Source organism: Flavobacterium sp. N2270 (assembly GCF_025947225.1).
Lineage (GTDB): Bacteria > Bacteroidota > Bacteroidia > Flavobacteriales > Flavobacteriaceae > Flavobacterium.
This window is the reverse complement of record NZ_CP110005.1, coordinates 1,100,374-1,113,806: the sequence shown is the minus strand read 5'-3', so window position 1 is coordinate 1,113,806 and position 13,433 is coordinate 1,100,374. Positions and strand designations below refer to the sequence as shown.

The 13,433-nt window shown below is 30.9% G+C and carries 12 protein-coding genes; 6 read left to right on the top strand and 6 right to left on the bottom strand.

The features are described from left to right. Positions 1-61 precede the first annotated feature (61 nt). The 6 genes from tig to OLM55_RS05090 all read right to left on the bottom strand — a co-directional run bounded on the left by tig (position 62) and on the right by OLM55_RS05090 (position 6,489). The gene (gene tig / locus OLM55_RS05115; RefSeq protein ID WP_264560339.1) at positions 62-1,387 is read right to left on the bottom strand and encodes a trigger factor; all 1,326 of its coding nucleotides are present in this window, start codon (positions 1,385-1,387) and stop codon (positions 62-64) included. 101 nt (positions 1,388-1,488) lie between these two features. Next, the gene (locus OLM55_RS05110) at positions 1,489-1,833 is read right to left on the bottom strand and encodes a phage holin family protein (RefSeq protein ID WP_264560338.1); all 345 of its coding nucleotides are present in this window, start codon (positions 1,831-1,833) and stop codon (positions 1,489-1,491) included. 70 nt (positions 1,834-1,903) lie between these two features. Continuing rightward, a complete protein-coding gene (locus OLM55_RS05105) occupies positions 1,904-3,508 on the bottom strand; it encodes an SGNH/GDSL hydrolase family protein (protein ID WP_264560337.1) in 1,605 nt (534 codons plus the stop codon). Between the two features lie 20 nt (positions 3,509-3,528). Continuing rightward, entirely contained in the window at positions 3,529-4,764 is a 1,236-nt protein-coding gene (locus OLM55_RS05100; RefSeq protein WP_264560336.1) for an OmpP1/FadL family transporter, read from the bottom strand. Positions 4,765-4,892: 128 nt separating this feature from the next. Beyond that, positions 4,893-5,657 carry an alpha/beta fold hydrolase gene (locus tag OLM55_RS05095; protein WP_264560335.1) on the bottom strand — a complete coding sequence of 255 codons (765 nt, stop codon included), beginning with the start codon at positions 5,655-5,657 and terminating at the stop codon, positions 4,893-4,895. A 118-nt stretch (positions 5,658-5,775) separates the two neighbouring features. Next, positions 5,776-6,489 carry a pyridoxine 5'-phosphate synthase gene (locus OLM55_RS05090; RefSeq protein ID WP_264560334.1) on the bottom strand — a complete coding sequence of 238 codons (714 nt, stop codon included), beginning with the start codon at positions 6,487-6,489 and terminating at the stop codon, positions 5,776-5,778. Positions 6,490-6,581: 92 nt separating this feature from the next. On the opposite strand from OLM55_RS05090, the gene OLM55_RS05085 reads away from it, so the two are divergent. The 6 genes from OLM55_RS05085 (at position 6,582) to OLM55_RS05060 (ending at position 13,410) form a co-directional block, all read left to right on the top strand. Continuing rightward, positions 6,582-7,241, top strand: a complete 660-nt coding sequence (locus OLM55_RS05085; RefSeq protein ID WP_264560333.1) for a CBS domain-containing protein — start codon at positions 6,582-6,584, stop codon at positions 7,239-7,241. A gap of 9 nt (positions 7,242-7,250) precedes the next feature. Next, positions 7,251-8,126, top strand: a complete 876-nt coding sequence (locus OLM55_RS05080) for an NAD kinase (RefSeq protein WP_264560332.1) — start codon at positions 7,251-7,253, stop codon at positions 8,124-8,126. 109 nt (positions 8,127-8,235) lie between these two features. After that, positions 8,236-8,919 (top strand): DUF6089 family protein, encoded by a 684-nt coding sequence (locus tag OLM55_RS05075; protein ID WP_264560331.1) that lies wholly within the window; start codon positions 8,236-8,238, stop codon positions 8,917-8,919. A gap of 3 nt (positions 8,920-8,922) precedes the next feature. After that, a complete protein-coding gene (locus tag OLM55_RS05070; RefSeq protein ID WP_264560330.1) occupies positions 8,923-9,666 on the top strand; it encodes an isoprenyl transferase in 744 nt (247 codons plus the stop codon). Beyond that, positions 9,596-12,310, top strand: a complete 2,715-nt coding sequence (gene bamA / locus OLM55_RS05065; RefSeq protein WP_264560329.1) for an outer membrane protein assembly factor BamA — start codon at positions 9,596-9,598, stop codon at positions 12,308-12,310. Before OLM55_RS05070 ends, bamA begins: the two co-directional genes overlap by 71 nt. 113 nt (positions 12,311-12,423) lie before the next feature. Beyond that, positions 12,424-13,410, top strand: coding sequence for an OmpH family outer membrane protein (locus OLM55_RS05060; RefSeq protein ID WP_264560328.1), 987 nt, complete (start codon positions 12,424-12,426; stop codon positions 13,408-13,410). The last annotated feature ends 23 nt before the right edge of the window (positions 13,411-13,433 follow it).

Below are 13,433 nucleotides of genomic sequence, written 5' to 3'. Positions count from 1 at the left end.
AAACTAAGAACGTCAAACTTATTAAGCTTGACGTTCAAAGATAATTATTTTTTACGAGAATTTATTCTCCGTACATTTCTTTTACAAATTGTTCATAAGAAACATCTTTTGCTTTTGCAGAAATTTTATTTTTGAAAAGTTCAAGCATTTTAGCACTCATAACTTGCTCTGACAATCTTTTAGCTTCTTCTTGATTTGAAAGTACTCTTGCAACAATTCCTTCAACTTCTTCGTCGGTTGGATTTAATTGACCAAACTGAGCCATTTGTTGTTTGATTAAAACCGAAGTATGCGCTTTTAAATCTTCAAATTTAATTTGCAAATCATTACCTGCGATAATTTTACCTTCAATTAATTGATAACGTAAACCTTTTTCAGATTTCTCATACTCTTCGTCAGCTTGTTCTGCTGTTAAAGGATTTTCACCCGCAGACATAATCCATTTTTTTAAGAAAGTAGAAGGTAAATCAAATTTTGTGTTTTCTATTAAACTTTCAATAACATCACTTAAGAATTTCTGATCTGCTTGTTGAGCAAATTGACCTTCAGCATCTTCTTTTATCTTAGCTTTTAAATCATCTACAGAAGAAACAGTTCCTTCACCAAATAATTTATCAAATAATTCTTGATTTAATTCCGCTTTTTCTACGTTATTGATTTCTTCAATTGTAAAGTTTACTACCACATCTAAACCGTGAACATTATCATGATCTACTTTTAAATAATCCATTAATTTATGGTCATCATCAAATAAACCTTTTGTAGATAATTCAACAACATCACCTACTTTTTTACCAATGAATAATTTAGCTGTTTTCTTATCGCTAAATATATCTAAAGTAATATTCGTTGTGTTATTAATGTTTGCTTCTTCATTAGAAAAAGTTCCTCTTAATGTAAAATCTTGTTCTACTTTATCTTGAGGAATTAATTTACCATATTGTTTTTGAATACGCTCAACTTGCTCATTAAGCATTTTCTCATCTGCAATAATATTGAATTTATTTACTTTTTTTACTGAAGCTAAATCTACAGTAAATTCTGGAGCTAATCCAAGTTCAAATTCAAAAGTAAAATCTTCTTTATCCCAATTAAAATCTTCAGTAACTTTTGGTAATGGGTTTCCAAGAATATCTAATTTTTCTTTAACTAAATAGTCATTTAAAGACGACTGTAGTAATTTATTTACCTCATCTAAAAGTACAGCTTTACCATATTGCTTTTTAATCATTCCTGCAGGAACTGCCCCTTTTCTAAATCCAGGTATATTTGCATTTTTTCTGTAATCAGCTAATATTTTTTCAACTTTACTAGAATAATCTTCTTTAGAAATAGCAACTGTAACAACAGCATTTAAAGCATCTACATTTTCTCTTGTAATATTCATTTTATATTATTTTAAAGGTAATAAAATTTGGGTTGCAAAATTATACATTTTTTGCAACTCAAACAAGTTTTTAATTATTTGAATTTCAATAGTCTAAAATATTATTTTTCAGAAATAAAAATTCCATTCATGACAGATTGACTTATTGACAGTAAAATACTAAATATAAATGCATTCCAAAAACCATTCACAATAAAGCCATCCACAAAGTAATCTCCTACTAAAATCACCACTGCATTTATAACCAACAAAAACAGCCCTAAAGTAAGGATAGTTGCCGGAAGTGTAAGTAAAACGAGTATAGGCTTCAGAAAAGCATTTAAAATTCCTAAAACCAAAGCTACCCACAGTGCAGATGTATAATCTTGAACTGAAATTCCTGGCAAAAAATGCGCAATTACAACAACCAAGATTGTTGTAATAACAAGTCTAATTAATATATTCATATCTCTTTATTTTTTTTACATAAAAAAAGGCACCAAAAATGGTGCCTTTTTTAAATTTTATTAAATTTTATTAGTTTGATGGCAGAATTGTAGCTCCAGGGAAGCCAGCCGCACTTACTAAAGGAATATTAGCATGATAATATGAGTTAATAATTTTAATTATTTCATTAGAAATAACAGCATAACCTCTCGCATTAGGATGAACTCCATCTAAAGAGAACAAAACACTTGATGCTGTAGTTGAAGAAAAATAATTAGCTGTATAAATAGTTCCGTCATCAACCTTTAAACCCGTTGTCAATCTAGTCATAATAAAATTCATATCTGCAACAGCTAAATTTTTTGATGCAGCTATTGAAACAATAGCATTATTATATGCTGTTGTAGCGTTAGCAACTGCATTTTTCTCTGCTGGAGTTAAAACCCATTGATCTCCCATAGGATAAGATACCCCATTTACATTTATTAAAGTTGATGGAGACGAGGCATTTACTGTACCAATATAAGATGAGGCAGGCAAAACAATTAAATCATTAGCCGTAGCTTGACGAGCTTTTCCAAAAATAGCACCAAAAGCAGCAGCAGTTGGAGCCCCTAATGACGGTGTTAAAGCCGCAGTAATTTGAGCAGATCTATCAATTGCATTTTCGTCTGTAATTAATATAGGGTTAGCAGAAGTTGTAGACAACAACTTAACTCTATTTGGCTCTCCATAAGCAGTAAAAACACCATTTAAAGGACCATACAACTGTGAGTTTAATTGATTTATTGCAGCTGTACCTGCTGCAATTTGTGTAGCTGTATCACTTCCTTGTGGCACTAACCCTTTACCAATACTTTGTGCAGTAAGTGGTGCATAAGGAACCGTTGTAAAATATGGAATTGAAGTAACACTTGGAATAGTAGCAACTACACCTTTAGCTCCATTTTGAGTTAGTGTATTTACTAAAGTAGAATATACACTTGCGAAAACTTGTGGATCGGTAATATCATTTGAACCATAAGTTGCAGGATTCATATTACCTGTTTGATCTACACCCACACCACCTGAAGTTGCATAAGCTAAAACATCGTTAGCACCAATCCAGTTTGTGAAAAAAGTTGGATTCATGCTCATAGCATCAGCCAAAACTGTTGTCGAAGGAGAAGTAGCATGACGCACGAAATAAGGATTAGATTGTCCTAAAGAAACTCCAGCTACATTTCCGTAACCAGCAGCAACTAAGTGAAAAGATTTTGCTCCAGGAACCCCCATATTGTGAAATGCTTGAGCTTGTAAGTTTGAAACTTCAATTGTTGAAGATCCAGCAATATTTTCTGGCCCTCCAACTGATGGATCAGCATTAATAATTAATCTTGTTCCGGCAATTGGAAAACCTCCTAAAGTTAAACCCCCTAGGTTGTTAATATCATCTGCAAAAGATGGTTGGGTAAAAACTCCTCCCCCAACTACAGCAAATTGTCCTGCAAGAGTATTTGGAAAAGAGTAAGACTGACCTACTCTAGAAACTGTACCGTCCATATATCCGGCAGTTAAAGAGTTACCAATAGCAACATAAGATGAGAAGTCCGCGTCACCTGAAGTATAATTTGCATCAACTTCATTTTCAAATTCTGGCTCACAAGAAATAAAACCTGCAGCCAAAACAGCTAAGTATATAAATTTATTTTTCATTATCGTATATTTTTTTTAAATTAGAAACTATAAGTTACACCAACTCCAGGAGAGAATACACTAGATTTATATGTACCACCAAAACTACTACCATCATTATAATGGTCATAAGAATTATCAGTTTCATCAAAGTGTAAGTAAAGGAATGAGAAATCAACTCCTAATTTTTGACTAAATTGGTAAGTTAAACCTCCTGTGAATCCCATAGAATCATTTCTAGGAGTTTCTGGCGCGAAATAACCATCTTGTACTGGGCTTTCGTCGAAATACCAACCTGCTCTGAAAGTAAACTTATCTGTAGCAACATATTGAGTACCTACTCTATATGTACTTGCATTTTTGTAGTTTCTTGGGTTAACAGAAGTTGGTAAGCTGTTATGAAAATCAACATCTAAAGATTTGTATGCACTCCAAAGTGTATAGTTATAATCGAAAGCAACTAACCATTTATCAGTAACTTGATAAGACAAACCTGTAGTTAACTCACCTGGCAAAGGTAAATCAGCATCAAAAGTTGTGTTTGTTAAAGTTCCAGCAGCATAAGCAGGTACATCACTAAATTTAGCATCACCATCTCTAGCTTCCATTATGATTTCTGAACGATAGTTAACCCCTAATCTTAATTTGTCAGTTGGATTAAACATAAAACCTGCTGTATAACCCCAAGCAGTAATTCCTTTTGCATTGATCGTTAAGTCAGTTCTGTTTCCATCTTCATCAGTAGTTGTTCTATCTACGTTTCTGTTAAAATCAACAGAACCCGTAACATATATAGGACCACCACCAATACTAAATTTCTCACCTAATCTAACAGAAACAGTTGGCTGTACAAATATGGCTTGTAAATCAATATTATTTACAAGGTGAGAACCTTGCCAGTCTTGATCCCACTCTACAGCACTACCATAAGGGCTATACACTGCTAAACCTGCAGTTAACCAATCATTAAGTTTATAGGTAGCATAAATATTAAATGGAGTTCCAAAATTACTTGTAGAGTTTGTCCAATTATAAGTAGAGTTTTGAAACTTTGTTTCTGCAAAAAGTGCATTTGCACCAACAGATAAATTAAATTTATTTTCTAAAAAAGCCATACCTGCAGGGTTAAAAAATGTAACCTCCGCACTATTCACCACAGCAACACCTGTGTGCCCCATAGCTAATTGCTTTTGCCCTTGTAAAGCTACTCTATACCCTCCTGCGAAAGCAGTAGAACCAGCTAAAGCTAATAATGTTAAAGAAAGTAATTTTCTCATAATGTAAAAATGTGTTAGTTTTATTCTGAATTTATTAATATCAATTATTCAAAATTATAATAAAATATGGAATTACCAATATTTTGTTAAAAAATATTATGCATTCATAATAAATTCCTTCAAAAAAATTAGTTATTTAAAAAATCATTTACATAATTATAGAATTCTTTAGGATTCTCGGCATGTAACCAATGACCAGCTGATGAAACTGTTTGTAAAATCATATTTGGGAAATGCTTTTGAATATTCGCAACATCATCATTTAAAATATAATTTGAGTTTTCTCCTCTTAAAAAAAGAGTTTTTTTCTCAAAAATCATATTTTCTGATAATTCTTTACCAATTTCATCAATATTATTATTTAAATAATTGATATTGAATCTATAATTTAGTTGCCCTGGTTTTTCCCAATATAAACTTTTAAGCAAAAATTGTCTTGTTCCAAAATCAGTTACATATTTAGAAACTTGTTCATCAACATCAGATCGAGAAGGTTTTAAAGAAAAATCAACCGACAACAAACCTTGTAAAATAGATTGATGATGCTGTGGATAAAATTTTGGACCAATATCTGCAACAATTAGCTTTTCAACTAAATTAGGATGTGTACACGCAATTTCCATTGCAACCTTACCTCCCATTGAATGCCCTAATAAAATTATGTTTTCCAATTTGTTTTCGGCACAATACTCAATTACATCTTGAGCCAATACTTGATAATTAAAAACTGGAGACTGCAAACTTCTTCCATGATTTCTTAAATCTAACATGTGAACTTGATATGGTAATTTAGAAAACTCTAAACCTAGTGTTTTCCAATTGTCTGACATACCAAGAAAGCCATGTAATATTAAAAAAGGTTTCCCTTCTCCTTCTATTTTTGAATATAACATTGTTTACTATTTTATTTTGCGTTAGGGGTTGAAGCATTTGTTTGAGCTCTTTTTTGAGTAATGAAATGAAACAAAAAAAGCGAGTGCGAAAAACCCGACCCTTGTGGTAACGCCCAAATTATTTTAACTTTTGAAGATACATGTTTACTACATTTTCCAATCCAAGATACAGAGATTCGGAAATTAGTGCGTGACCAATTGAAACTTCTAATAAATTAGGAATGTTATCTTTAAAAAATTTGATGTTATCTAAACTTAAATCGTGACCCGCGTTTATACCAATATTTAAATCATTAGCACGTAATGCCGCTTTTACAAAAGGATCGATTCCTGCTTTATTTCCCAATCCAAATTCGTGTGCAAAACTTTCGGTATACAATTCAATTCTATCAGCACCAGATTCTTTTGCCCCTTCAACCATTTTTTCATTTGCATCTACAAAAACTGAAGTTCTAATTCCGTTGCGTTGAAATTCTTGAATTACTTCTTTTAAATAAGCTTGATGCTTAATTGTGTCCCAACCAGCATTAGATGTTAAAGCACCAATTGCATCTGGCACAAGCGTTACCTGTGTTGGTTTACATTCCAACACTAAGTCTATAAAGTTATGCTGAGGATTTCCTTCTATGTTATATTCGGTATATACAATTGACTTTAAGTCGCGCGCATCTTGATAACGAATATGGCGTTCATCTGGTCGTGGATGAATTGTTATTCCTTCGGCTCCAAAAGCCTGTATGTCTTTCGCTACTTTTAATAAATTAGGAACATCTCCACCTCTAGAATTTCTTAAGGTTGCTATTTTATTAATATTTACTGATAATTTAGTCATACTATAATTTGTTAACTTTACAAAAATACAAACTATATATAGCTTTAATAAGCAATTTTTGATTATTTTGCATTAAAATTGAACAACTATAAATGAATACCATTTTAGAATACATTAATAAGGAGAATAAACCTTTCAATAGCAACGAGACTATAAATGAAGTCCAAGACTTATTTATGGATTTTTCTTACTCACATTTTCCTGTTCTAGAAAACGAAACATACATAGGTAGTTTAAGTAGAGAAGATGCAGAAACATTAAGCCCAGATACAAAGATTGAGGCTAACAGAATTAATCTTGAGCGTTTTTTTGCCAAAAGCAGTATGAATTGGCTAGATGTTCAGGAGCTTTTTGCACGAAACCAAACCAACCTTATGCCTGTTTTAGATGGAAACAACAAGTATCTTGGTTATTTTGAAATGGAAGAGTTTATTAGAATCTTTCATGAAACTCCGTTTTTAAAGGAAGAAGGTGGAATAATCGTTATCAGAAAAAATAATACTGATTTTTCAATGAGTCAAATTACCCAAATAGTTGAAAGCAACAATGCTAAATTACTCGGTTTATTTATTTCAAATATAGAAAATGACGAAATAGAGATTACTTTAAAAATTAGCTTAGGTGGAATGAATGATATTATCCAAACTTTTAGAAGGTTTGAATATATTGTTGTATCTCAACATCAAGAAGATTCATACATTGAAAACCTAAAAGAGAGGTCTGATTATTTAGACAAGTACTTAAACATTTAATTTACTGTTATGAAATTTGCAATATTTGGTCAAAATTATCAAGGCAATACAGAAGAAATTGTTTTAGAAGTTATTAAAATTCTTAACGAGAATAATATAGAAATTATAATTGAAGAGAAATTCAAAAATAGTTTTAAAAACATTAGCAGTAATATTACATCTTTCGAATCACATGAAGAGCTTGATCATTCTGTAAACGTACTAATTAGCATTGGTGGAGACGGAACAATTCTTCGAGCAATTACATATGTAAGAGATAAAAACATCCCTATTGTAGGTATAAATACAGGTAGACTTGGTTTTTTAGCAACTGTTCAAATTGAAAACATTAATTTACTTTTAAACAAAGTAATTAATAAAGATTTTACAATTTCCAAAAGAAGTTTATTAAACTTACAATGTACCCCAAGAAATCCAGACTTAGTAGATTTAAATTTTGCACTCAACGAAGTTACTGTTTCTAGAAAAGACTCAACCTCTATGATAACAATTGAAACTTACTTAAATGGAGAGTATTTAACATCATACTGGGCTGACGGATTAATTATTTCAACTCCAACAGGATCTACTGGATATTCTTTAAGTTGTGGCGGACCTGTTTTAATGCCAGATGTTAACAGCCTAGTCATTACACCAATTGCACCACACAATCTAAACGCAAGACCATTGGTAATCCCTGACAATACAGAAATTGAATTAAAAGTTACCGGTAGAGAAGAGCAGTATTTAGTTTCATTAGATTCAAGAATTACCTCAGTAACTAACGAAACACTTCTCAAAATAAACAAAACTTCTTTTCAAGTAAATATGATTGAGTTTCAAGACGAAGGTTTTCTTAAAACTATTAGAAAAAAACTACTTTGGGGTGAAGACAGAAGAAATTAAACAGTTCATATAAGAAAATCATTTTTTTACGTTTTAATATAACTTATAAATTTTACCATAAAATGCGGTAAAGTAGTCAATATTGTTATATTTGCAAACTATTATAAAAATGAGAAGAGTATACCTTTATATATGTTTAGTGTTTTGCGCCTTAAATTCTAACGCTCAAATCAACGAATTAGGAGTTTTTTTAGGAGGAAGTAATTATATTGGTGATGTTGGACCAACTGATTACATCTCTCCTAATGAGCCTGCTTTTGGTGTAATTTATAAATGGAATCGAAGCACAAGACATTCTTACAGATTTTCATATTTTCAAGGAAACATAAGCTCGAAAGATATGGATAGTGATGTTCCTAGCAGAAAATTAAGAGGAAATAGTTTTAAAAATAACATTAAGGAATTCTCAGCCGGTATAGAGTTTAATTTTTTTGAATTCGACTTACACAGTAATGAAAAAACAATAACTCCATATGTTTTTACCGGAATAAACCATTTTATTTACAATGAAATATATATTGCCGGAAACAAAAGTCATTTAGATTATAGACACAGTTCGTTTGCTATTCCAATGGTAATTGGACTAAAAACAAGATTGGTTAGAAACATTATAATTGGTGTTGAAGTTGGAGCAAGATATACTTTTTCAGATAATCTTGACGGAAGTAACCCTATTAACGAAAATTTAGAAATATATAAATTCGGAAATTTAAATAGTAATGATTGGTATGTTTTTTCAGGCTTTACGCTAACATACACATTTGGTAAGAATCCATGCTTTTGTACTGAGTAAATTATGAGTCTATTAAATAACATAAACCAGAACAACGTTCCCAACCATTTAGCAATAATTATGGATGGCAATGGTCGCTGGGCAAAACAAAGAGGATTATTACGATCTATTGGCCATGAAGGTGGAACCAAAAGTGTAAGAACAACTGTAGAGACTTGCGCAAAACTAGGAATTAAAAACCTAACTCTTTACGCTTTTTCTACAGAAAATTGGAATAGACCAAAACTTGAAGTTGACACACTAATGAAGTTGTTAGTTTCTTCATTAAAAAAAGAAATCAAAACACTTCAGGAAAATAACATTAAATTAAATGCAATAGGAAATTTAACAAATTTACCTAACAAAGTACAGAAAGAACTAAAAGAAGTAATTTCAAAAACTTCAACAAATACTAGAATGACACTAACTTTAGCCCTAAGTTATGGTTCCAGAGAAGAGATCATTCAAGCTGTTAAAAAAATAAGTGAGAAAGTTAAAAATAATATAATTTCTATCGAAGCTATTGATGAATCAATTATTAATCAGCATCTTTACACGCAAGATATACCCGATGTTGACTTAGTAATTAGAACTAGCGGTGAACACAGGATAAGTAATTTTTTATTATGGCAAATTGCATACGCTGAATTTTATTTCACAGATGTACTTTGGCCAGATTTTAGTGAAGAAAACTTATATGAAGCAATCGTTAGTTATCAGCAAAGGGAAAGAAGATTTGGAAAAACAAGTGAACAAATTTCAAAGTAAAAAAATGTTAAAAAAAGGAATACAAGTGCTATTTACCCTATTATTAGTAGGTACATACAATACAACAGTTGCTCAAGAGACTAAATTTGAAGACGGAAAAGAATATATCTTAGCTGATGTTGAAGTAACCGGAAAAGTAAGCTATAATCAACAAACTGTTGTAACTTTTTCAGGTTTAGAAAATGGTCAAAAAATTATGGTTCCTGGAGAAGAAATAAGCACAGCTATTAAAAAATTATGGAAACTTGGTTTATTTAGCGATGTAAATTTTTATATCACAAAAATTGAAGGAGACAGTATTTTTCTTGAGTTAAACTTAAACGAATCTCCAAAATTAGCAGACGTAAAACTAGTAGGAATTAAGAAAGGTAAAGCTGATGAAATCATCAAACAAACCGATCTTAAAAAAGGAAAAATTGTTAATGAAAACCTAATTACTACTACTAAAAACTATATCGAAAATAAATACAAAAAAGACGGTTACTATAACGCTAAAGTTTTTATTAATACATCACCTGACACCACAGACAACAGTGTTAAAATGTTAGTAAACATTAATAAAGGAAATAAAGTAAAAGTAAAAAAAATTGATTTTGTTGGAAATAACGAAATTAAAGACAGTAAACTAAAAAACGCATTTAAGAACACAAAACAAAAAAGTGTATTTCATATTTTTAAAAGGTCAAAGTATATCAAAGAAAAATATAAAGAAGACTTAGTTTCTGTTATTAATAAATATAAAGAAAATGGTTTTAGAGATGCTCGAGTAACATCCGATTCTATTTCTTATGACAAAAAATCAAACACCGTTTCTATAAAAGTAAATCTAGAAGAAGGTAAAAAGTATTATTTTGGAGACATCAGATATTTAGGAAATACAGTTTATACTGACCAACAATTAAGCAGAATGCTTGGAATAAAAAAAGGAGATGTCTATAATGGAGTAATGCTTCAAAAAAGAATCGCAGATCAATCAAAACCTGATGGAGAAGACATCACAAACCTATATCAAAATAACGGCTATTTATTTTCAAGTATCAACCCTGTTGAAGTTAGAACATATAATGACACAATTGATTTTGAAATCAGAATAACCGAAGGACCAATCGCTTATTTCAACAAAATATCTGTTGTTGGAAACGACAAAACTAACGATCATGTTATTTATAGAGAATTAAGAACTAAACCTGGTCAAAAATATAGTAAAGAGGAATTAATTCGTTCAATCAGAGAATTAGGACAACTTGGTTTTTTTGACCCAGAGGCAATTAAACCAGAATTTAAAAACGTAGATCCTCAAGCTGGAACCGTTGATATTGAATATAGCGTTGTTGAGAAAGGATCAAGTCAAATTGAACTTCAAGGAGGTTATGGAGGTGGAGGATTCATTGGAACATTAGGTCTTTCATTTAATAATTTTTCTGCAAGAAATATATTTAAAAAAGACTCATATAAACCCCTTCCAATGGGTGATGGTCAGAAAATGTCTTTAAGACTACAAGGAAGTACTTATTTTCAAACATATAGTCTATCCTTTTCTGAACCATGGTTAGGTGGTAAAAAACCAATAAATTTTTCGACCACTTTATCTCATAGTAAACAATTTTTATACGATTATAGTTCAAGAGCAGTTACAAGAAGTAAAAGTTTCAACATTACATCAGTATCTGTTGGACTTGCAAAAAGGTTAACAGTTCCAGATGATTATTTTGTATTATCTCAAAATGTTTCTTTTCAATATTATGAATTGAACAACTACAACACGGGTTTATTTACTTTTGGTAATGGGTCTTCTAAAAATCTATCTTACACAATTGCCCTAACAAGAAATAGCAAAGGTGTAAACCCTGTTTTTCCAACTTATGGTTCAGAATTTAGTGTTTCAGGTAAGTTTACTCCACCATACTCTTTATTCAATGGTATAGATTATGCAGATTTAGAAAACCAAGCTAAATACAAAGTTAGAGCTGCTGAAGCTGGCACTGATCCTGATGGAGCAAATTATCCTGCTGGAGCATACTTAGACGAAGATGGATATCAAGTCTCTCAATATAGTGATGCCGCAACAGACCAAGGGAAAGTGGATCAAAAAAGATTTAATTGGTTAGAATTTTATAAAATTAAATTTAAAGGTGATTGGTATACAAGATTATTTGACAAATTAGTATTGCGTTCACTTGGAGAGTTTGGATATATGGGTGCATATAATCAAGATAGAGGTCTAGTTCCATTCGAAAGATTTTATTTAGGAGGAGATGGACTAGCTAATTATTCATTAGACGGAAGAGAAACAATTCAATTAAGAGGTTACCCGAACCAATCTTTATCACCTGTAAATGATGATGGAGAACAAGTTGGAGCAACCATTTACAATAAATTTTCATTAGAACTTCGTTACCCTATAACATTAAAACAAGCAGCGTCAATATATGCTTTAACATTTTTGGAAGCAGGTTCAGCATATAATGATTTTAAAGATTACAACCCTTTTAACCTTCAAAGATCAGCTGGTTTTGGCCTTAGAGTTTTTATGCCTGCTTTTGGATTAATTGGAATTGATTTTGCTCATGGATTTGATGCAATACCAGGACAAACAGCAAAGAGTGGTTGGCAAACTCATTTCATCATAGGACAACAATTCTAATTTAAATGCGTTTTAATAAAATATAAATTTTAGAATTTTAACTTAAAAAAACATTTCATATCTTTCGGAATGTTTTTTTAGGTTTTTAAAAACTGCATTTAAAACTTTAAAATATGAGAATAACTAAATACATTTCAGTTTTGCTTTTACTAGTAACTATTTCTTCTTTTGCTCAATCAAGAGGCATAAGAATTGGATATATTGACATGGAATATATCTTGGAAAAAGTACCAGATTATGCTGAAGCTAAAAACCAACTTGAGCAAAAAGCACAAAAATGGAAACAAGAAATTGAAGTTAAAAAAAACGACATAAAAACACTAAAAGAGAGTTTAAATACTGAAAAGGTTCTTTTAACAAAAGAGCTAATTGAAGAAAGAGAAGAAGAAATATCTTTTTTAGAAAAAGAACTATTAGATTATCAGGAAAAAAGATTTGGAGCTAAAGGAGATTTAATGATCCAAAAAACGCTATTAGTAAAACCTATACAAGATCAGGTTTTCACAGCTATTCAAGATATCGCTGAAGCAAAAAAATATGATTTTATTTTTGACAAATCATCTGATTTAACAATGTTGTTTGCAGCTCAACGTTTTGATATAAGCGATCAAGTTGTTCGTGTTTTAACACGAATTCAAAAAAGAGAGCAGCTTACCAAAAAACAACTTAAAGAACAGGAAGCAAAGGATGCCGAAGAAGATATGATTGATGAAAATCCAGCAATGGCAGAAAGACAAAGAATTTTAGATGAAAGAAAAGCAGCAAGAGAAAAACTAATTGAAGAGAAAAAACAAGCTGCTGAAGAAAGAAAAAGAATAGCTGCGGAAAAAAGACAAAAATTAATCGATGAAAGAGAAGCTAAAAAAAATGGCACAGTAATTGAAACTAATAACGAAGATGATTCAAATAAAAACTCTAATACTGAAGAAAAAGAAATTTCTAATGAAAAAGAGTTAAGCCCTCAAGAAAAAAGAGATGCGGTAATTGAAGAAAGAAAACAGAAAGCTGAAGAGAGAAAAAAAGCTTTAGAAGAAAGAAAGAAAAAAATATTAGAAGAAAGAGAAGCAGCAAAAAAAGCCAAAGAAGAGAAATCTGAATAAATAATAATAACCTAAATTAAATT